General features: G+C 40.1%; 16 protein-coding genes. 12 read left to right on the top strand and 4 right to left on the bottom strand.

Annotated features, from left to right (window positions below; translation table 11 throughout):
* Positions 1-129: 129 nt before the first annotated feature.
* The 4 genes from ACZ1GV_RS08895 to ACZ1GV_RS08880 all read right to left on the bottom strand — a co-directional run bounded on the left by ACZ1GV_RS08895 (position 130) and on the right by ACZ1GV_RS08880 (position 5649).
* A complete protein-coding gene (locus ACZ1GV_RS08895; RefSeq protein ID WP_472673852.1) occupies positions 130-1179 on the bottom strand; it encodes a WD40/YVTN/BNR-like repeat-containing protein in 1050 nt (349 codons plus the stop codon).
* Between the two features lie 15 nt (positions 1180-1194).
* Positions 1195-2730, bottom strand: coding sequence for a S10 family peptidase (locus ACZ1GV_RS08890; protein WP_472673851.1), 1536 nt, complete (start codon positions 2728-2730; stop codon positions 1195-1197).
* Between the two features lie 76 nt (positions 2731-2806).
* On the bottom strand, positions 2807-3676 hold the full coding sequence (locus ACZ1GV_RS08885; RefSeq protein WP_472673850.1) for a helix-turn-helix transcriptional regulator: 870 nt from the start codon (positions 3674-3676) through the stop codon (positions 2807-2809).
* Positions 3677-3795: 119 nt separating this feature from the next.
* A complete protein-coding gene (locus tag ACZ1GV_RS08880) occupies positions 3796-5649 on the bottom strand; it encodes a tetratricopeptide repeat-containing diguanylate cyclase (protein WP_472673849.1) in 1854 nt (617 codons plus the stop codon).
* Positions 5650-5841: 192 nt separating this feature from the next.
* On the opposite strand from ACZ1GV_RS08880, the gene ligA reads away from it, so the two are divergent.
* The 12 genes from ligA (at position 5842) to fliL (ending at position 21256) form a co-directional block, all read left to right on the top strand.
* Positions 5842-7878 (top strand): NAD-dependent DNA ligase LigA, encoded by a 2037-nt coding sequence (gene ligA, locus ACZ1GV_RS08875; protein ID WP_210562093.1) that lies wholly within the window; start codon positions 5842-5844, stop codon positions 7876-7878.
* A 131-nt stretch (positions 7879-8009) separates the two neighbouring features.
* Positions 8010-9503 (top strand): sigma-54 interaction domain-containing protein, encoded by a 1494-nt coding sequence (locus ACZ1GV_RS08870; protein WP_472673848.1) that lies wholly within the window; start codon positions 8010-8012, stop codon positions 9501-9503.
* Between the two features lie 129 nt (positions 9504-9632).
* Positions 9633-10844, top strand: coding sequence for a sensor histidine kinase (locus ACZ1GV_RS08865; protein WP_472673847.1), 1212 nt, complete (start codon positions 9633-9635; stop codon positions 10842-10844).
* Positions 10841-12190, top strand: coding sequence for a sigma-54-dependent transcriptional regulator (locus tag ACZ1GV_RS08860; RefSeq protein ID WP_472673846.1), 1350 nt, complete (start codon positions 10841-10843; stop codon positions 12188-12190). The genes ACZ1GV_RS08865 and ACZ1GV_RS08860 overlap by 4 nt, the downstream gene beginning before the upstream one ends.
* A 257-nt stretch (positions 12191-12447) precedes the next feature.
* Positions 12448-12801: a flagellar hook-basal body complex protein FliE gene (gene fliE, locus ACZ1GV_RS08855; protein ID WP_210562097.1), complete on the top strand. Its 354-nt coding sequence runs from the start codon at positions 12448-12450 to the stop codon at positions 12799-12801.
* A 96-nt stretch (positions 12802-12897) separates the two neighbouring features.
* Positions 12898-14562, top strand: coding sequence for a flagellar basal-body MS-ring/collar protein FliF (gene fliF, locus ACZ1GV_RS08850; protein WP_472675880.1), 1665 nt, complete (start codon positions 12898-12900; stop codon positions 14560-14562).
* Complete coding sequence (gene fliG, locus ACZ1GV_RS08845) at positions 14555-15610, top strand: flagellar motor switch protein FliG (RefSeq protein ID WP_210562098.1); 1056 nt, start codon at positions 14555-14557, stop codon at positions 15608-15610. The genes fliF and fliG overlap by 8 nt, the downstream gene beginning before the upstream one ends.
* 33 nt (positions 15611-15643) lie before the next feature.
* Positions 15644-16609: a flagellar assembly protein FliH gene (gene fliH, locus ACZ1GV_RS08840; RefSeq protein WP_472673845.1), complete on the top strand. Its 966-nt coding sequence runs from the start codon at positions 15644-15646 to the stop codon at positions 16607-16609.
* Complete coding sequence (gene fliI / locus ACZ1GV_RS08835; RefSeq protein WP_472673844.1) at positions 16609-17934, top strand: flagellar protein export ATPase FliI; 1326 nt, start codon at positions 16609-16611, stop codon at positions 17932-17934. Before fliH ends, fliI begins: the two co-directional genes overlap by 1 nt.
* A gap of 12 nt (positions 17935-17946) precedes the next feature.
* On the top strand, positions 17947-18399 hold the full coding sequence (gene fliJ / locus ACZ1GV_RS08830; RefSeq protein WP_472673843.1) for a flagellar export protein FliJ: 453 nt from the start codon (positions 17947-17949) through the stop codon (positions 18397-18399).
* Between the two features lie 122 nt (positions 18400-18521).
* The gene (locus ACZ1GV_RS08825) at positions 18522-20582 is read left to right on the top strand and encodes a flagellar hook-length control protein FliK (RefSeq protein ID WP_472673842.1); all 2061 of its coding nucleotides are present in this window, start codon (positions 18522-18524) and stop codon (positions 20580-20582) included.
* Positions 20583-20731: 149 nt separating this feature from the next.
* Positions 20732-21256 carry a flagellar basal body-associated protein FliL gene (gene fliL, locus ACZ1GV_RS08820; RefSeq protein WP_472673841.1) on the top strand — a complete coding sequence of 175 codons (525 nt, stop codon included), beginning with the start codon at positions 20732-20734 and terminating at the stop codon, positions 21254-21256.
* Positions 21257-21264: the final 8 nt, after the last annotated feature.

Here is a 21264-nt window from a genome sequence, read left to right as displayed (position 1 = left end):
GTGAGTTGTAACACCTACAAAAATGGAGTCTAAGTCGGCTCCATTTTTTTTATCCATTGAACCTAATTCAAAACCAAGTTCCGATTTAACAATTTACTTTGTACCAATCATAAACAGCCTTTTGTCAGACTAAAAAGTGATTTTTACGACAGTGTCATCACCACCAACAGCAATACAGTAGTTGCTGGTGCAGTCAATGGCCCACATATCAAGAGATGAAATAAGTTGCCAGTTTGGGCTATTAGGTTTCAGCATTGCAATGCCATCTGGGCTTGTTGCAAAAATATGCCCTTGGCTTATCGATGAGCCGTAAACAGCGCCATTAATTGGTAGGTTAGGTAGGGCAGCCCAGCTTTCTTGCTTGAGGTTGTATTGATAAGCAAGTGCCGGATTGTCTTTAGTTTTTAAAGTACCACCGAACGCATAAACAATATTATCGCTCAGTTGCACAGAAAAAATACCCGCGGCTTCACCACCTTTAAATGGCGAGTCAATGCTTTTCCAACTACTCTCAGTCGTTTTTAACAATATACGGGGGATTGAGGTGTTGCCGGTTGCAATAACGATGTCACCGTTTTTACTTGAGTTAATGCAAGTACCGCTAGATGCAAAACCGCCTTCTAATGCTCTTGCATCAAAAGGAAGGCGTTCAGGTTGCCAACTATTAGCGTTGTCCATTGATTTGAATACAGTCAAGTTTGAGTCAACAGAATCTCCGTATAACCAATATGTTTGGTTTGCTTCAGTGATACAGTTATAAAAGTCGGTTGGTTTATTGCCTTGTAAAGTAAGTTGCCATGACAAGCCATTGTCTTTTGATACATAAACTCGCGACATGACTCCTTCACCGGCTGACATTAAAACAAGGCTTTTCGTATCTGCGTATACATCTCTAAATTGGAGTTTGTCTTGTTTTGCGGGGGCGTTCAAAGGTCGCCAGGTTAAGCCAGCATCTTCGCTTTTGTAAATGCTGGAGTTTGTGCCACTAACAAAAATCGCTTTATCATTAACAATTTTAACAGCTTGAAAACGGTTGCCGGTTGAAATTTGTTGTGCAGATACTTCAATGAGTAATTCTTGGCTTTGTGCACTTACCATTGTTGGACCGGCGAGTGCAAAAAGCGCAGTTATATACCAATTACGATTTCGTTTAATAGAGCTGACTCGATTTGATTTCAAATTAAAAGCCTCGAATTAATATTTTGCTGGCGTGTTGCTATTTGGTATCGTGTTTTTGATAAATTCACGAATGTCTTGATTTGACTGTTTTAAGTCCTCTTTTCGAAGATACATCATGTGGCCACTTCTATAACCTTTAAAAGACAGGCGATCTTTCATTTTTCCACTTTGGTCTAGTTGCCACATAGAATACTTTGCATCGAAATAATTAGTGGCGCCATCATAATACCCAGCTTGAATCATGACATTTAAATATGGGTTTTGAGCCATGGCTAAGCGCAGGTCTTTACCAGTATTGTTATTGCTTCTATCCCAAGGATAAACGTTACCAAACATATTGTATTTAAGATCAGTGATATAGCCGAGTTCTTCGCGCAGATAGTAGTTTATTGCAGGAGTAAAACTATGCAACCAAGAGGTTAATTCTGCGTTGTAATCTGGGCGAGTACCTGATTCTTTTTCGTCTATTCCTATGTATCTAGAGTCCAGTCGACCAACAGTTTGGCCTTCATTTCGTAACAATGACTTCCAAAAATATGACGTGCTAATATCAAGGTTGTTTTGTAATACTTCTTCCTTTGTTAAACCTGAATATGCAGCTACTTTTTCAGCGATGTTGGTTTTTACTTCGTTTGATATAAAGCCACCTTGTGCAAGTGCTGGCAGATATTGTGAAATGGTAAACGTCTCTACCTCGTTTAAAACGTTCATTAAGTCTTGTGTTTGTAAATCACCACGTAGCTTGTTGTGGTACCAGGCTGCTGCTGCAAAATAAGGAAGTCTATTAGCCGCTTTAACAGGTCCATCTCGTTTCATACCCATGTCAGTAGGGGAAACAAGTATAACGCCATTTAAATACATCCACTGGCTGTTTTGAAGCTCATGTGCTAATCCTGCCACGCGAGTTGTACCATAACTTTCACCAATTAAATACTTTGGTGACCTCCACCGATTGTTCCGAGTTACAAAGGTAGAAATCCAATCAGCTAAATAAGCGATGTCAGTATTTACGCCAAAAAACATCTCGTTCTGTTCAGGTTTAGAAGGCATTTTACCTTCTTTATTTGGTAGTACTCTCGAGTAGCCGGTATTTACAGGATTCACATAAACAATATCTGCAACATCTAAAATAGAATAGGGGTTGGATTTTGTGCCGTAAGGTTGAAGAGGATAACCTTCATCATCGACGTTTAATATTTTTGGACCTGTATAGGCCATATGCATCCACACAGATGCTGACCCTGGACCGCCATTAAAAGATATAATAAGTGGGCGTGTTTCTGAGTTGTTAACACCAGTACGTTTGTAATAGGTATAAAAGAGAGTCGCAGTAGGCTCGCCGTTTTTATTCCATACAGGTTGGTTACCGATAGTCGCAGTGTAAGTCAACTTTGAGCCGTTTATACGGGTAGAGAACTCTTTTGTTGTGCTCTCATCAATTCTACTTTTAACGTCGTATTCTGCATTCATCGCATTTATGTGAGTACTTACAGAGATAAGAACTCCCATAAAAAAAATGCGACTATATTTGATGATATTAGTGTTAGTCATACGACATCCTGTAAATTTAATATGCGATGAACAATTTATAACACTAAATAATACTCTTTGTACAAAACTGAGGTGGTTAGTCAAATACCCACGGCCGAATTTGGTCTAAATTATCAATTACTATTTGTTGAGCTTTAGGGTCTGCATTTATTGTGTGAATATCAATGTTCAGTGAACGAAGTAAATAAGCGATTAAACTTGCTCTTATGGTAATTTCTAATTTTCCATTATCCATACCGTAGTCACACTCTATGACAGCCTGTTGTTCGAGGGTAAGGCGAGGGTCTGCGGTAAGAATGACGGTAATATGTTGATTCCAATTTATATCGTCTGACTCTGTTTTTGTACTTTTAGCATCTTCGATTTCTGGAGTCTCGAAAAATCGCGTTAAAACGAAGTCTCTAAACGACTGATTTTTTTCACAATATGCTCTTACATGCCAGCGGTTTGCAGCGAATACTAATGAATGCGGGGCAATAACTCGACCGTCAGGCTTAGGATCGTTGATAGAACGGTAGTCAACTTCAAGGCGTAAATTATTGTGGCAGGCTTTTATTATCGGTCGCAGAATATCGGCGCTAATTGAACGGTTTGGAAGTGGAAGCTGGTGGCAATGACCAAACCCTAAATCGAGTCGTTCAAAGTGAAGGTTTAAGTCACTATTACGCTCTAATAGATGCAAATACTCTTCTGCGGTACCTTGAGTTAAACGAGGCGAAAATGCAGGGCTTGGCAAATAACCTTTTTGTGAGGAATCATAAACAAGGTTCTCTGGTGCTATTTCTTCAAGATACTTTTTTATATCTTTTGAAGCTTGTTGGCGACGAATACCAAAGTAGTCACATAAATGTTTGGTAGTTAATCGACCTTCCCATAGCGCCACAATTTCAATAAGCCTTAATCGAAGAAGCAAGTCATATCGGTAGGGCCAATGAGCGTCCGTCATGTTTAATCCTTTAAATGTGTTTCCAATCTGGGTAGTTTAAAGGCTTTGGTTAAACATGTATATGAATTAAAGGGTGAGCAAAGTTAACGTGTAACCATTGGATACACGTTGATGAGTGATTAAAATATAGCTTTGTTTCGCCCTGATTCTTTCGCTTTGTATAGGTTTTCATCTGCGCGATTGATGGCTTTATTAAGGTTTACATCTTTTTTATCTACTTGTGTCGCGCCTAGACTAAATGTGATTTTGTAATCACTTGGAATACTTGATAGCTCGATGGCGTTCAAGTTTTTAGTAACGCGCTCAAAAATTAGATTTACATCTTCAACGGTCGTGTTAGTTAGGACTAATAACCACTCTTCACCGCCATATCGTCCAAATCTATCTTGATTACGAATAGAGCTATTAAGCGCCGCTGAAAAGGCTTTTAATACGTCATCACCTACATCATGACCAAAATTGTCGTTAATCGTTTTGAAAAAATCAATGTCAATAATAGCAATTGTTAAAGGTGTACGATTGCGTTTCGACAATTGATATTGTCGCTCAGCAAATTCTAAAATAGCACGCCTGTTAGGGGAACCAGTTAGGTGATCTTTAAGGGCCATTTCTTGGAAATGGTTTTTATTTACAAGTATGCGACGAAGTAAATAGCCGATAATAACCATTAACACAACTGCAAACGCCAACGCTAATCGCCATATTGTTGTTTCTTTTTGCTCTTGCTTTAATCGCAACTCTTGAAGTTCATTTTCTTGTTGCAAAATACGGTTGTCGGTCTCCTTCTTCTGACTATCGTAAGCTACTAACAACTCTTGAATCTGTTTGTTATTTTGTTTTTCGAACTGTTCGATATATTGCTTGGTTACATCTACTTGCAATTCATAGGCGACTTTAAAGTCTTTTTGCAATGCCGCCAGCTTAGCTTCCATTCTTGTATAACTAACATCCCATCTGTCATCTGCATATTCGTCAATGATAGGTTTTAACGCGAGCAGTTCTTGATTTACTTCATCTGACTTTTCTAATTCAATTAGACAGTTAATTTTACCAATAGAGGTAGATACAATATTGTTCTTGTCGTTATTTTCTTTAAAAAAAGCTAATGCTTGCTCGTAATACAACAACGCCTTTTCAAAGTTCTTTTGTTTTTCAAATAGCTCACCAAACGCTTGGTTTGTCCATGCAACGCCAGCTAAGTCGTCTATCTCGCGATTTAACGCTAATGTTTGAGTTAATGTTTCTTGAGCTTTAGCGTAGTCATTCTTGGCGATGTAGTTACCAGCTAAATTAAAAAGTGTTACAGACTCACTGTATTTGTCGTTGCTTTTAATCGAAATCTGTCTCACTTCTTCTAAATATTTTATGGCGATATCGTATTCAGCTCTTTGTGAGAAGATATTTGCTAAGCCGTTGAGTGTACTGGAAAGGCCAACTTCATCGCCGAGCTTTTCGTAAAGTGCTTGCGACTTTTTAAAGTAATTTAACGCTTGTTCAGTTTTGCGGTTGTTATAAGCATTAATTCCTAGCGCATTTATAATACCAGCTACAACGTTTTCATCTTCAATAAGCAATAAATTCTCTTCGATGTCTGCGACGAGTGATGAAACGGGTTTATTTTGTATTGTATTGATGGTGAGTTGAATTAATTGAAAGCGAGTTCTTGACTCGAGTAAGTGAGCCGCAGTGGTTCTTGGAAAGTATACATCTACTATTTGTTGGGCGGATTGAATTTGTTCAAGCGCTAATAATAACTCGGCTTTATAAACTTGAGCTCGTATTTCTGAATGACGCCAGTCTTCGGCTTCGGCTAATAAAATTAAAGCTTCTAATTGCTCTAATTGTTGTTTTGGCGTTGATGCGTAATCCACAGCCATTACGTCCAATTGTTTCTTAAACTCCACTTCATTTGAAGGTTCTGCTAGCACCTTGCCAATCGAGAGAAAGAAAATAAGGATTATAAGAATTCGCATAGGCTGTCTAAAAAGTCCTAATGTAAACAAATGTTTCTAAAAAAGTACAAGCGTAAAATGACATAAAACTGCATAAAAATCACCTCTTTTGTGCATAAAATATCAGTATAAAAATAAAGTGTTTTAATTAAATTTAAAAATAGCATTAAATACCTATAAAATAGCTCTAATTAAAAAAAAACGATATCTAATATGACTTTATCTAGTGACATTAAAGAGCAGATTTCTGCATTAGCCAATCTACTCCACAAATATAACCATGAATATTATGTTTTAGACCAACCAACGATTCCTGACGCTGAATATGATCGCGTATTTAGGGAGTTGCAAGCGCTTGAACAGTCCAACCCTGAACTGAAACTTGCAGACTCACCAACGCAAAAAGTGGGCGGAAAAGCGCTAGATAAATTTGAACAAGTTAGCCACGAAGTACCTATGCTGTCGCTTGATAATGCGATGGTAGAGGAAGAGTTTGTCGCGTTTAACAAACGTATCAGTGAACGTGTTAAATCGATAGATGAATTAGAGTTTTGCTGTGAGCCAAAGTTAGATGGATTAGCGGTTAGCTTACTTTATGTTGATGGTGTTTTAACTCAAGCTGCAACACGGGGCGATGGTAGCGTTGGCGAGAATATTACGGCCAATGTAAAGACGATAAAATCAATTCCACTGCGTTTATCTGGGGAGGCCATTCCGAAGCGTGTAGAAGTGCGTGGTGAGGTATTTTTATGGCTAGATGGCTTTAACGCGTATAACGAAAAAGCGCTCAAAGAAAATACTAAACCTATGGTTAACCCTAGAAATGGCGCAGCGGGTAGTTTACGTCAATTAGATTCAAAAATTACAGCGTCTCGACCATTGGGTTTTTATGCATATAGCTTAGGTGTTGTAAGCGATGAAATAAACTTGCCACAGACCCATTATGAACGACTGAAACTAGTTAATTCTTGGGGGCTACCGCTTTGTCCTGAAGTAACCGTCGTTACAGGTGTCGACGGTGTACTCGACTTTTACCAAGATATCCAAGAAAAGCGTAGCAGTTTAAATTATGAAATTGATGGTACCGTTCTTAAAGTAAATAGTATCGACTTACAAGAACAACTGGGTTTTGTGGCGAGAGCGCCGCGTTGGGCCATTGCTTATAAATTTCCCGCTCAAGAAGAGCTTACCGTTTTAAATGATGTTGAATTTCAAGTCGGACGCACAGGTGCAATTACTCCAGTCGCTAAGCTTGAACCGGTTTTTGTTGGTGGTGTCACAGTATCAAATGCGACATTACATAATAGTGAAGAAATTGAGCGCTTGGGGATAAAAATTGGTGATACCGTCATTATTCGACGTGCCGGTGACGTTATTCCACAAGTGGCAGGCGTTGTTTTAGATAGAAGACCGGACAATGCGCAAACGATCACGTTTCCTAATGAGTGTCCGGTTTGTCAATCACATGTCGAAAAACTGGAAGGCGAAGCGGTAACTCGTTGTACGGGGGGCTTAGTGTGTGGTGCGCAACGTAAACAAGCCATCAAACATTTTGCGTCTCGGAAGGCGTTTGATATCGACGGTTTGGGTGACAAAATTGTTGATCAACTTGTAGACGCAGATCTAATTCAATCACCTGCTGATTTATTCGATTTAGAACAATCCCAAATTGAAAGTCTTGAACGAATGGGACCAAAGTCAGCTGCAAATCTTATTGACGCTTTAGAAACATCTAAAGTAACGAGTTTACCTAAGTTTATTTACTCTTTAGGAATCCGGGAAGTCGGTGAAGCCACCGCAGCTAACTTAGCGGCATACTTTTTAACGTTAGAGGCAATACAATCGGCAAGTGTTGAAGAGTTAATTGAAGTAAATGATGTGGGCAATATTGTTGCTCAACATGTATTTTCGTTTTTCAGAGAACAACATAACCTCGACATTATCGATAAACTTAAAACCGCTGGCGTAAACTGGCCTAACATCGAGAAAAAATCTGAAGATGAACAACCGTTAGCAGGCTTGACCTATGTAATCACTGGCTCATTGAGCGTAGTAAGCCGAAATGATGCAAAAGCACTTCTGACAGGTTTAGGAGCTAAAGTTGCTGGTAGTGTGTCAGCTAAAACAGATTATCTTGTTGCCGGTGAAAAAGCAGGTTCAAAACTCACAAAGGCACAAGATTTGAATGTTCCTGTATTAGATGAAGCGGGATTGCTTGAGTTACTTGATGGGCATGGCGTTAATTACTAAATACTACTGTTAGCCTGTCAAAAATTAGTCAAAACGAGTGCTTTCGTCAATTTATTGTCGGAAGTGCTTGCAAGTCCGATCTTCACGGTTACAATCAATGTATAAAATCAATAAGATAGTATTCATAGAACATGGCTAAAGAACAGTACAGTGTCGCGAAAGGCGGACTAGGTAAAATTATTATCCTCGATGAGAATGAGAAAAGGGCGCAATTGATTGCGAACTTACTCAACTTTATTGGCGAACCTTGTGAGCTTGTCACGGAAAGTAATTTATCAGACGCCTGCCAGCCTGAAGAATCAGTTTTAGCTTGTGTTTTAGGTGCCTTATCATCAGGCGATCATGAGCGCATTGTTGCCTCCCAGCCAGCGGTGCCATTCCTCGTCTTAGGCGACACACTTAAATACTTATTCGATAAGAAAAATGTCATTGGCCTATTAAGCGAGCCACTGGCATATCCAGTCGTTATTCAACAAATTCGAGATTGCCAAGAATATAAGCGTTTAATTCCAAAAAGAAATGCTTCAACTGACGGCTCCATGTTTGATGGTTTAATTGGCCAAACAAATGCCATGCAAACGATTCGTTTTTTGATAAAACAGGTTGCTGAAAAAGAGGCCAACGTACTTATCCTGGGCGACTCAGGAACTGGTAAAGAAGTCATCGCAAGAAATGTTCACTTGCTGTCTAATCGTGCTAAGGGTCCATTCGTTCCGGTTAACTGTGGTGCGATACCAGGTGAATTACTTGAAAGTGAATTGTTTGGTCATGAAAAAGGCGCGTTTACTGGAGCAATTAGCTCTCGTAAAGGTCGTTTTGAATTAGCTCAAGGCGGTACATTATTTCTAGATGAAATAGGTGATATGCCACTGCAGATGCAAGTTAAGTTACTGCGAGTGATACAAGAGCGCACCTACGAAAGAGTCGGTGGGAACAAACCTATTAAGGCTGACGTTAGAATTATTGCGGCGACTCATCGTAATTTGGAAACGATGATCGAGGAAAACCGGTTTAGAGAAGACTTGTACTACAGACTAAATGTATTCCCAATTGAATCACCATCATTAAAAGACAGACGTGATGACTTAGAAGTACTTATACAAGAGTTTATTGCTCGTTTTGAAAAACAGCATCAAGCCCGTTTTAACCTTACCGAACGTGCATTAGAGTCTTTAAAGCAACACGCTTGGCCAGGGAATGTTCGCGAGTTAGGTAATTTAGTTGAACGTTTATTAATTATGTTTCCAAATCAAATGGTTGATGTGCACGACTTACCGCAGAGATACTGCTATACCGACGAAGCACCATTTGTTCCTGAGTATCCAGATGAAATTATGGAACGTCAGGCATTAAATGATATTTTTGCGTTTAACGATGAATCAGATGAAGACGATTCTGATGACTTTGTAATGTCTGCAACCTCATTAGCGGATCCAACCACAGTGATGCTTCCAGAAGAGGGTATTGACCTGAAAGAGTTTTTAGCAGAGTTGGAAGTGAACCTTATTGAGCAGGCGCTGCAAAGCTGTGATTACGTTGTATCTCGTGCTGCAGAGCAATTATCCCTGCGACGCACCACACTAGTAGAAAAAATGAGAAAGTACGATTTAAATAAAGATGAATAATCTTTGTCAAAAAATTGTAAATCCATTTTTATTGCGAAAATGCACTATAAGTTATTGAAATTTAAAGGATAAAAAGTTGGCATAATAGTTGTTTGATTCACTGTGTATTAACACAAGTGAGGCAGTATTATGTCAGCCAGATTATCTACAGCAATTACAGAGCAGCGCGTTATCGATGCCAATATTAAATTAGCATCATTTACGTCTAAATTTCGCAGCTTTGCCGAGCCTGAGGCGGCTAATTCTCCAAACGTGTCAGCGGCTAAACCAACTGACAAGTTAACAACACAACAAATCGAAGAACTTCGCCAGCAAAACGACGATCTAAGTCACCTAGTTGATGTGTTACCAAATGGTGTCGTCGTTTTAGACAATAAAGGTATGGTTCAACAAGCGAATAAGTTTGCAATAGCCCTTTTAGGTGAACCTCTCGAAGGCGAGAAATGGCGTACTGTTATAGCGCGTTCATTTAAACCTCGCGAAGATGATGGTCACGAAGTATCTTTAGTTAATGGCCGTCGCGTTAAATTAGAAATTATGCCACTTAAGTCGGGCCAACTTATTGTAATGACCGACTTAACGGAAACCAGACAATTACAAGAACGTATCAGCCATTTACAGCGCGTTTCTGCCTTAGGACGAATGGTCGCAAGTTTAGCGCACCAAATACGTACACCTTTATCAGCCGCTATGTTGTACTCGGCAAATTTAGCAAACAATCGATTAAAATCAGAACAGCGCAGTAACTTCGTCAATAAATTGTCATCTCGACTTTCCGACCTTGAGAAGCAGGTTAACGATATGTTGATGTTTGCTAAGAGTGGTGAAAATCAAGTGCTAGAGCAAGTCTCATTGCAACAACTACTAACTAATGTTCATCAAAGCTCTGAAGCTATGGTGCAGCCAGTAGGTACAATGACGGTTGAATTACCTGAGCCAGATATTTTATTGCTTGCTAATAAAACAAGTCTTGCCAGCGCTATTACCAATTTAGTTCACAATGCTGTACAGGTCGTCGGGGAAGGCGTTCATATTCACTTAGCTGCGCGTCGAGTAGAAAACAACCCAAATCAAGTATGTATTTCTGTTGAAGACAACGGTCCAGGAATTGATGCTAGCTTAATTGATAAAATATTTGAGCCGTTTTATACAACTCGCTCTCAGGGCACCGGTTTAGGCTTATCTGTTGTGAAAACAGTAGCGCAAGCTCATCAAGGCAAAGTGGCTGTGAAGAATAAACTATCAGGCGGAGCCGTATTCTCTATTTATTTGCCAATTAAACTAGCACCACAAAACGAAATGCATTCAGTTGAAACTGTATCTCAGGAGGTTATCGCATGAACCAGTCACAAATATTAGTTGTTGAAGACGACTCAGGTTTACGAGAAGCGTTAGTCGATACACTCTCTATCGCAGGTTACTCTGTTGTGGAAGCCGAGTCGGCGGAAACAGCTTTGGTAAAACTAAAAGAAACTGTCATTGATTTAATCGTTTCAGACGTTCAAATGGGCGGGTTATCAGGTTTAGACTTATTGAAGTCGGTTAAAAAACTATACCCTAATACACCATTTTTATTGATGACGGCTTACGCAACTATTGACCATGCTGTTGAAGCGATGAAATATGGTGCTATCGACTATATGGCTAAACCATTTGCGCCAGAAGTACTGTTAAATATGGTCGGTCGCTATGCTCCGGTCAAACAGACCGATAGACATGATCCAGTTGTGGCAGATAAAAAGAGTATTGAGCTTTTAAAGTTGGCCGCAAAAGTTGCAGCTTCAGATGCATCGGTAATGATCACGGGTCCTAGCGGCTCTGGTAAAGAAGTGATGGCGCGATATATACATGACCAATCGCCACGTTCAGAGCATGATTTTATTGCGATAAACTGTGCGGCTATTCCGGATAATATGCTTGAAGCAACATTGTTTGGTTATGAAAAAGGTGCCTTTACCGGCGCAATACAAGCTTGCCCTGGAAAGTTTGAACAAGCGCAACACGGTACTATTTTGCTCGATGAAATTACTGAAATGGACTTGAACCTTCAGGCTAAACTTCTTCGAGTTTTACAAGAGCGTGAAGTGGAACGTTTGGGCAGCCGTAAAACGGTAAAACTCGATGTGCGAGTGCTTGCAACATCAAATCGAGATTTAGCGACGGCCGTTAAAGAAGGAAAGTTTAGAGAAGATTTATTTTATCGCCTAAACGTATTTCCGATTAAGTGGCTACCACTTAGCGCCCGCAAAGATGACTTACTACCAATCGCAGAACATCTTTTAAGTCGTTACTGCATTGAAACCGGTAGAGAAATTCCGGTAATTGGGGCCGGAGCTATGCATAAATTAATGCAACATAATTGGCCTGGTAATGTTCGCGAGCTGGATAATGTGATTCAACGAGCACTTATTCTTTGTACAGCCAATACCATTGAAGCTGAGCATATACTTGTGGAAGAGTTTGCTGTTGATAACATTGCAGCCAATATTCAGGCGACAACTCAAATTGACGACAGTGGCGACTTCAAAATGGAAATCCGCGATCAAGAGAACCGAATTATTCTTGATGCATTGCAAGCCTGCCATGGTAAACGAAAAGACGTAGCTGAAAAGTTAGGCATTAGTCCTAGAACCTTACGCTACAAACTTGCAAAAATGCGTGAGCAAGGTATTGAAGTACCTGCGTAACCGACTATCTAAGTTTGCCCGCTACTTAACATGATGAATGTTTAGCGGGCTTTTTTACGTTGTAGTCTCAATTTATGCTTTGATATCAGGCCATAAAATCACTAAAAAACAGTGATAGTCAAAACTCCGTCACTATCTAGCTATAGAATCCTCGTCAAAACAATATTTAAGTTGTTGATTTTTAATAATAATAAATTGGCATTATTCGTGCTTTATCTAGTTCAGTAAAGAAATGCTCCTGAATAGAGGACTCGATAATGAACATTCAAGCTAACAACTTATATGCAGAGTTACAAAGCATGGCGTCACAAGCGTCAAGCCAAACAATTCGTCCAAATAATGAGATCAATCCTTTTGCTCAGGCGCAAAAAGTCAATAACCCGTCGTCAGCTAATTTTGGTGAGCTATTAGAGCAAGCCGTTAATAACGTTAATGACTTACAAAAAACATCGGGCGAGTTAAAAAATCGATTAGAAATGGGCGACCGCTCAGTTTCTCTTGCTGAAACAATGATTGCATCGCAAAAAGCAGGCATTGCTTTTGAAGCAACGGTTCAAGTTCGTAACAAACTTGTTGAAGCCTACAAAACAATAATGAGCATGCCTGTTTAGGCTTTATTCAGCAGTTAAATATAGAATTAAGGGTTTAACGTGGCAGACGAACTAACTACTCAAATGACAACACCAGGACAAGATGTCTCTAACGATATGGTATCGCTAAACGGCGATATGGATAACGTTGAAGAGCAAAAGTCTGGTTTTTTAAGCGCAGCATCAAGCGCCGACTTATTACGCCAAGGTGCGTTGATATTAGCGTTAGTAATTTGTATTGCGATTACGATTTTCATTTTTATGTGGTCTCGAGAGCCTGAGCTTCGCCCGCTTGGTCAGTTTAATACTGAACAACTTATCGAAACACTAGATTTCCTTGATGCTCAAAAAGTTGAATATAAATTAGAGCAAAATACTATTTTAGTGCCAGCTGATGCTTATCAAGATATTAAATTGTCTTTGGCCCGTGGTGGTCTTTCTCAAGCGCCGTCAGAAGGTTCTGAAATTTTAATGCAAGACACTGGGTTTGGTGTTAGTCAGCGTATGGAAACAGAGCGACTTAAGCATAGCCGAGAGCAGCAATTGGCGAGAACGATTGAAGAGCTAAACTCAGTAGGACGTGCTCGAGTGTTACTGGCAATACCAAAAGAAAACATCTTTGCTCGTCACACTAAACAGCCTTCGGCCACCGTTGTTGTAACTTTACAGCGCGGACGCATGTTAAAGACCGAAGAAATAGACAGTATCGTGGATATAGTTGCATCAGCGGTTCAAGGTTTATCTACATCGCGTGTCACAGTGACCGACCAAAATGGACGTCTACTAAACTCTGGTTCACAAAATTCACTTTCTGCTCTTTCACGTAAACAATTTGAAATTGAGCAAAAACGTGAAGATGAATACTTACAAAAAATCAATTCAATTTTATCTCCTGTCATCGGGATGGAAAACTATACCGCGCAGGTTGATGTAACAATGGACTTCACGCAGGTTCAAGAAACACAAAAAACTTACAACCCTGACTTACCAGCGATTAGAAGTGAATTTTTGATTGAAGAAAACCAAACTGGTAGCGGGCCTGTTGGCATTCCAGGTGCATTATCAAATCAGCCACCATTAGAGTCTGATATTCCAGAAGAAGCTGGTAATGCGAGAAATCGTGGTGCAACTGGCCGTTCTCACAAAGAACAAACAAGAAATTACGAATTAGATCAGACAATTAGCCACAAGCAAAATCAAACAGGCGTGGTACGTAGACTGAGCGTATCGGTTGCTGTCGATTACATTGTTACAACAGCAGAAGACGGTACGATTCAAAAAACGCCTCGTTCACAACAGGCACTGGTTAACATTCGTCGATTACTGCAAGGCGGTATCGGCTTTGACCTAAACCGCGGTGATACGCTTGAGGTAGTAACAATTCCATTTAATAAGGTCGATGCACTGTCAACAGAAGATGTGCCTATTTATTTACAAGAGTGGTTCCAGCCAATGATAAAAACGGTTGCGGCTATGCTTGTTATCATTGTTCTTATTATCTTCTTAGTTCGTCCATTATTGAACAAGTTGATTAGTCCAGAAGATACAACCGATAAATATGAAGAAGATGCTCTCGGTGGTGTAGACTTAGGTGATGAAGCATTAGATATGCTTAATACAGAATTTGATGAGAAAGACATAGGCTTTGCGGCCGACGGAACGCTACAATTACCAGACTTACATGGTGATGAAGACTTGCTGAAAGCAGTTAGAGCATTAGTAGCAAATGAACCAGAATTGTCGTCGCAAGTAGTTAAAGGGTGGTTATTAGAAGATGAATGATGTCGTAGCAGCAGAAAACACAAAACCAGCTGGTAAACCGGCGTTTGATGTAGAGAAGCTTGAAGGCGTTGAGAAAGCCGCCATCCTTTTATTAAGCTTATCAGAAGAAGACGCCGCACAGATACTTAAACACTTAGAACCTAAACAGGTACAAAAAGTGGGTATCGCAATGGCGCAGCTAGATGATTTAAGCCAAGACAAGATATCCGCCGTTCATAGTTTGTTTATCGAACAAATTCAGGATTACAGTACGATTGGCTTCCAATCTGAAGACTTTATTAAGAAAGCGTTAACTGCCGCATTAGGTGAAGATAAAGCTGCAACGCTTCTAGATCAAATAATCTTAGGTGGCGGAGCGAAAGGTCTTGATTCCTTAAAGTGGATGGACTCCAAGCAAGTTGCGAACATTATTCGAAACGAACACCCTCAAATCCAAACCATTGTTTTGGCTTATTTAGCACCAGATCAATCGGCGGAGATATTGAGTCAATTCTCTGACAAGGTTCGAATTGATTTAACTATGCGAATTGCCAACCTTGAAGAAGTTCAACCAGCAGCACTTCAAGAATTAAATGAAATCATGGAGAAACAGTTTGCCGGACAAGCAGGTGCTCAAGCAGCGAAAATGGGCGGCTTAAAAGCGGCAGCAGAAATCATGAACTTCTTAGATACCAATATCGAAGGTCAATTGATGGATGCTATGCGTGAGCATGACGAAGAAATGGCACAACAAATTCAAGATCTTATGTTTGTATTTGATAACTTAATTGATGTAGATGACCGAGCGATTCAGGCAATACTTCGTGAAGTACAACAAGACTCATTAATGAAAGCAATTAAAGGTGCGGACGACGCATTAAAAGAGAAGATCTTAAAGAACATGTCGAAACGTGCTGCCGATATGATGGCAGATGATTTGGAGGCGATGCCACCAATTCGAGTTTCGGAAGTTGAAACAGCGCAGAAAGAAATCTTAGCTATCGCTCGTCGTTTAGCAGACGCGGGTGAAATTATGTTAGGCGGTGGTGGTGGTGAAGACTTCTTGTAAGTCTTCATTTTAAAAAGTCTAAGTGAGTAAATTGTGACTGAAAAATTGACTAATAAACCGATAACGCCAACTCGAGAAATGTTAGAAATCCTTGAGGAATGGGCCGCGCCTGATGTTAGTGCGTCAAAAAAAGCAACCGTGGTAGGTAAAACAAATTTTTTAGGCGTACCTATTGAGGAGCTATATAAAGCTAAGCCTCAATTAATTGAACCTGAAGCAGAAGAAGTGCCACAACTTACTGCGGCTGAAATTGAAACCATTCGCCAACAAGCGTTTGAAGAGGGATTTGCAGAAGGGCGTCAGGCAGGTATAGAAAAAGGTTATGAAGAAGGCTTGGCTCAAGGTAAAGAGGAAGGTCTTGAATTAGGTCATAAAGACGGTTTTGAAGCGGGTAAAGAAGAGGGTTCAGAAGATATTAAACAGCAGTTAGCTCGTTGGGAAAGTTTACTTCAGCAGTTATATAATCCAATTGAGCGTGTTGATAAGTCTACTGAACAGCAATTATTAAATTTGGCTGTCATGCTCGCCGAGTCAGTACTTAGAACCGAAATCAAGTCGAACAAAGACAGCCTTTTAGCGGCGTTACACGAATCTGTTGCAGCTTTACCTTTTAATACCGAATTTGCTGAAATACACATGCATCCGGATGATTTAGCGTTGATTCAAGAGCAGTATTCAGAAGCCGAGTTAGCAGAACAAAAGTGGATTCTTAAGCCTGAAGCACATTTCAACATTGGTGATGTGATTGTTGCAACCCCGAACTCTTTGATAGATCGAACACTGGAACAACGCATTAAACAGACGTTCGATGATTTTATTGAAGACATGGGCTTGCAATCTGAAACGAACAAAGGTCCATCTGTGGGTCAGGCCGTAAGTTTAGATGAAAACAACCTTGATACAAATATTCCAGAAACAGAGCCAACACATCAGGCCGAACAGCAAAAGCAAAATGATTCTGACAACGCAGATGCAATTGATCCACAGCAGGACTCATAATGACATCACTTTCAGAGAAAATCATTAAAGCCCAGCGACGTGTTAAAGATGCGGTCCCTGAGGTATCAGGACGATTAACTAAGGTTAATGGTTTAACACTCGAAGCGGTTGGCGTATCCGTGCCATTAGGCGGACATTGTCGAATTCAGACGATGACTGGCGAAGTGGACGCGGAGGTTGTCGGTTTTGAAAACGATAAAATATTCTTAATGCCAACAGACCAAGTTGAAGGCATCGTCCCACGAGGTCGAGTTACTACATCCAGTCGCAGTCAAAAGTTACCATTGTCTTTATCGTTGCTTGGACGTGTTATAGATCCGGCAGGTCAGCCACTTGACGGTTTAGGCCCAATAGAAGCTGATGCAGATGCAAATCATAAATCTAAGCCAATTAACCCATTATCCAGACGACCGATTAAATCTTCTATCGATGTCGGAGTAAAAGCAATTAATGGTATTTTGACGGTTGGTCAAGGCCAGCGTATGGGTTTATTTGCAGGCTCTGGTGTAGGTAAGTCCGTATTGCTAGGCATGATGACAAAGGGGACAACTGCTGATGTAGTGGTCGTCGGTTTGATAGGCGAGCGTGGTCGAGAAGTAAAAGAATTCATTGATGAAATTTTAGGTGAAGAAGGCAGGCAAAGAGCCGTCGTTGTCGCTGCACCTGCGGATATGGCACCTATTCGTCGGTTAAAGGGTTGTGAAACTGCAACTCAGGTGGCTGAGTACTTTAGAGATCAGGGTTTAAATGTACTACTGCTTATCGACTCAATCACTCGATATGCTCAAGCCCAGCGAGAAATTGCTTTGGCAATTGGTGAGCCACCTGCAACAAAAGGTTACCCGGCATCGGTATTTGCCAAGTTACCGGCATTGGTAGAGCGAGCAGGTAACGGCGGTGACGGACAAGGTTCAATAACGGCATTTTATACTGTGTTATCAGAGGGAGATGATCTACAAGATCCGATTGCCGACGCCTCTCGTGCGATTTTAGATGGTCATATTGTGTTGTCTCGAGACTTAGCCGATGCAGGGCACTATCCGGCAATAGATGTAACTAAATCCATAAGCCGTGTGATGCCACAGGTAACATCACCTGAACATTTGCAAATGGCGCTTCGCTTTAAAAAATACCTATCAGCTTACGAGCAAAATAAAGATCTCATTTCAATCGGGGCTTATGCATCTGGTAGCAATCCAGTTGTTGATAAAGCAATTCAACTCAAGCCCGTCATAGATGCTTATTTACAGCAAAAAATGTCTGATATATATCCTTATGATCAATCGTTAATGCAGCTTCAAGCGCTAACTAATGAAATGCCATAATGGAGTTTATGTATGAGCAAAGACGATAACCAACTTTTAGTTTTAAAAAAAATAGAATCTGATAAAGAACAGCAAGCTATAACAGCGATGCAGTCGGCTCAGTCTTACTTGCAATCGAATGAAGCTAAACTTCGAGAAGTACAATCTTATAAATTAGATTATTTGAAGCGTATGCAAGAACGAGGTGTAACGGGTATTGGTGGCGCTAGCTATCAACATTATCAGCGCTTTATAGTGCAATTAGACCAAGGCATTAGCGCGCAAGCGAACGTTGTAGATATCGCAAAGCAAGTGGTTGAACAACGTAAACAAGAATGGTTTGCGCAAAAAAATAAAGTAAAAGCCGTAGATACTTTACTTACAAAAAAAGCCCTAGAAAGACAGCAGCGTATTGATAAGTACGAACAAAATCAGTCAGATGAGTTCGCATCTCAGCAATATATACGCCGTAAGTTGGCGATTTAGCACTTCCTTTACCACCCTCATGTTCAATTAAATAAAATGGCTTTCTTCCAGATTGGAACGATCCTTGAATAGTAAATCAATAATTAAGTGACTTTGATGCCGAATATTGGTTAGGAGCAATCATGCTACAACAACACAGAATTTTACCAGAGCCTTTACCTACAAAGCCTGTAGAGCGAGACGTGAGTGTTAAAAGAAATCAGTATGAGTCTAAATCTAACGATACGAGGCAAGATTTTGATAGTGCCATGGTGGCAATTAATAGGCGGCAAAAGCAACGCCAATTAGAAGAACATCAAGCTTATAAAAGAGAGCAGAATCAAGTTGAGAATGTGAGAGATCGAAACTCACGGGACAATGATGTCTCAGCTAACGCTAAAACCGACTATTCAAATAATGACAAAGTTACAGCAAACAAAGATCGAAATATTGCAGATAATGATAAGCGAGCGAATTCGGGCATCGAGCCTGGTGAGACTCGTTCGTCAAATAGCAAAAAACACTTAAATGAAGGTGACAAAGATAAGCTTACGGTAGCAATGTCATCGTTACAAAAAGACGAAAAAGCAAATGAAGTTTTACAGGAATTGGCTACTAAATATTCTGGCAAAGAGCTTGTACAAAAACTAAATCAGCTATTGAATTCTTTGATTCAAGGGACTGGCGACGAAGCTTCTCAATCAACATCTGATCCATTAGTTGCTAAAGACTCTGAGTTGTTTGATAAGTTGCTTACTCAATCAAGTAATTCTGAGCTCGCAACCCTAGTTAAACAATTGCAAGCATTACCTGATATCGAACAGTTATCACAGGATCTACAACTACAACTTAAGCAATTACTTGCCCGTTTCTCTGACATTATTAATAGCGAAGATACATCAAACCAAATTGATAAAACCACACTAGAGGCGACAGACGCTATTTTTGAGAGTACTGAATTAAAGACTCCACAGAGCGTCAATGACACAGCCCAAGGTCTTGAATTTAACTCGGCACAAGATCGGTTAGGAGACTTTTTAAAGAAGCTTATTTTAGGCAATGAAACACTATCAAAGTCGACGGACCAAGGCGAAGTTGAAAGTGAAACTATGCAACCATTAAATTGGTTAAACAACTTAATGTCGCAAGTTAAATCTGATAACCAAAACAACGCAGATACAGATACAGACACAACCGAGCTTCAACCAAGTACAGTTATGGGTGCTACGTTAAAAGATCAAAAAGCCATGGACGCAGCACTTATTGCAAAGGCGCAGGCTTTATTAGATGGCGTTAATGTAACTAATTTAAATACATCACTAGATCAAGAGCAATTGCAACAAGCTGCAGTAATGACGATGAATATCGCACCTGACAGTGTTACAAAAGGGGCATTGCAAACTGCAATTAATACACCATTTAAAGCAAGCCAGGTTAATGCATTATTAAATACAGCAACCAGCGCTCAATTTACTAATGGCCACGCAATTAATGCAAGTTTTGCACAACTTCAAGCGGATCCAAATCAATTACAAGCTTTATCAGTGGCTAGCGAATTAGGGCAGCTTAATGAATTAGACTTTGAACAGTCTCGCTTTTCAAAAATGATCGCAGCTAGCGAACCTAGTTTGGTTTCGTCACAAGTTACTGACGTAAGAGCAAAAGCTGACCTGGTAGATGTGTTAGGTGTACAGCTCGATAAAACACTTCAGGCACCAAAGTTAGAGAGCGTTGCGCAAGCTAAAAGCGAATTAATGATCAAAGAGAATATCTTATTTAACAAACAAGAATTAGCATCCAATATTCAGCAACAAGTTGGCTTAATGATGGCGAGAAATATGAAGTCTATTGATATTCGACTTGACCCACCTGAACTTGGAAGCATGCAAATCAAATTAAGCTTAGGAACCGAGCAAGCGTCGGTGAGTTTTGTTGTGTCTAACCAACAAGCTAAAGATGCACTGGAAAATAGTATACCTAGGTTACGAGAGCTCCTTGAACAACAAGGCATGCAATTAGCGGATAGTAATGTAAAAAAAGACAACTCCAATGGCCAAAATGACACCGAAACGGACGCTCAATCAGCAGAATTAGGTCAAGCCAATAGCGCAGGTTCTGACGGTGAAGAAGACGTATCCGACGATAAAACTAACCAACAGAATTACAATATCGCCTCACCTTGGAAGGTGGACTACTACGCATAATTAGGTATTAGAACTTTTGTTGTATGTAAATACATCGATTAGCGAAATTTATTTGTGTAATTTTGACTGTGACAAGCATATTGTTTGCTAAAACAGGCAATCGACAATAACATATAAAGGTCGGAAACAATTACAGTTGGAACTTAACAATGGCAGATGAAAACGAAGAGTTAACGCTAGAAGAGGAAGGTGGTAAAGGCGGCAAAATGAAATTAATCATTATTGCTGTTGTTGTGATAGTTGTTGGCGCTGCAGCTGCTTTTTTTCTGTTAGGTGGGGATGATGCCCCTGTTGATGAAGCTGCAACCGAGCAAACTGAAGGTACGCCAAAAGAAGAGAAACCTGTTGAAGTAGGAACGGCAAAATATGTCACTATGCCTCGTCCATTCACGTTTAACGTACCGGGCACATCGCGAGATAGACTTGTTCAAATAAAAGTTCAGTTAATGGTACGTGGCGACAATAATGAAGAACTTGCCCAAAAGCATATTCCATTAATTGAAGGTGCGTTACTAAAAGCATTTAGTACAGGCAATGCTGATGCACTTGCTACGGCTGCCGGAAAAGATGCATTAAAGTTAAAAGCGGCACAAGAAGTGCAGAAGTCTGTTATTGATGTTGCCGGTTCAAAAATTGTTGAAGAAGTATTATTCACCGGTTTTGTTATGCAATAGCGAAACAA

It is taken from the genome of Psychrosphaera sp. HA2-10 (assembly GCF_055693745.1).
The sequence above is the reverse complement of the archived record's forward strand: the minus strand, read 5'-3'. Positions and strand labels throughout refer to the sequence as shown.

Excerpts from the sequence above, each read along its gene's own strand:
- ACZ1GV_RS08890 (WP_472673851.1), bottom strand. The coding sequence starts at position 2,730 with ATGACTAACACTAATATCATCAAATATAGTCGCATTTTTTTTATGGGA.
- ACZ1GV_RS08885 (WP_472673850.1), bottom strand. The coding sequence starts at position 3,676 with ATGACGGACGCTCATTGGCCCTACCGATATGACTTGCTTCTTCGATTA.
- ACZ1GV_RS08880 (WP_472673849.1), bottom strand. The coding sequence starts at position 5,649 with ATGCGAATTCTTATAATCCTTATTTTCTTTCTCTCGATTGGCAAGGTG.
- ligA (WP_210562093.1), top strand. The coding sequence starts at position 5,842 with ATGACTTTATCTAGTGACATTAAAGAGCAGATTTCTGCATTAGCCAAT.
- ACZ1GV_RS08870 (WP_472673848.1), top strand. The coding sequence starts at position 8,010 with ATGGCTAAAGAACAGTACAGTGTCGCGAAAGGCGGACTAGGTAAAATT.
- ACZ1GV_RS08865 (WP_472673847.1), top strand. The coding sequence starts at position 9,633 with ATGTCAGCCAGATTATCTACAGCAATTACAGAGCAGCGCGTTATCGAT.
- ACZ1GV_RS08860 (WP_472673846.1), top strand. The coding sequence starts at position 10,841 with ATGAACCAGTCACAAATATTAGTTGTTGAAGACGACTCAGGTTTACGA.
- fliE (WP_210562097.1), top strand. The coding sequence starts at position 12,448 with ATGAACATTCAAGCTAACAACTTATATGCAGAGTTACAAAGCATGGCG.
- fliF (WP_472675880.1), top strand. The coding sequence starts at position 12,898 with ATGGTATCGCTAAACGGCGATATGGATAACGTTGAAGAGCAAAAGTCT.
- fliG (WP_210562098.1), top strand. The coding sequence starts at position 14,555 with ATGAATGATGTCGTAGCAGCAGAAAACACAAAACCAGCTGGTAAACCG.
- fliI (WP_472673844.1), top strand. The coding sequence starts at position 16,609 with ATGACATCACTTTCAGAGAAAATCATTAAAGCCCAGCGACGTGTTAAA.
- fliJ (WP_472673843.1), top strand. The coding sequence starts at position 17,947 with ATGAGCAAAGACGATAACCAACTTTTAGTTTTAAAAAAAATAGAATCT.
- ACZ1GV_RS08825 (WP_472673842.1), top strand. The coding sequence starts at position 18,522 with ATGCTACAACAACACAGAATTTTACCAGAGCCTTTACCTACAAAGCCT.
- fliL (WP_472673841.1), top strand. The coding sequence starts at position 20,732 with ATGGCAGATGAAAACGAAGAGTTAACGCTAGAAGAGGAAGGTGGTAAA.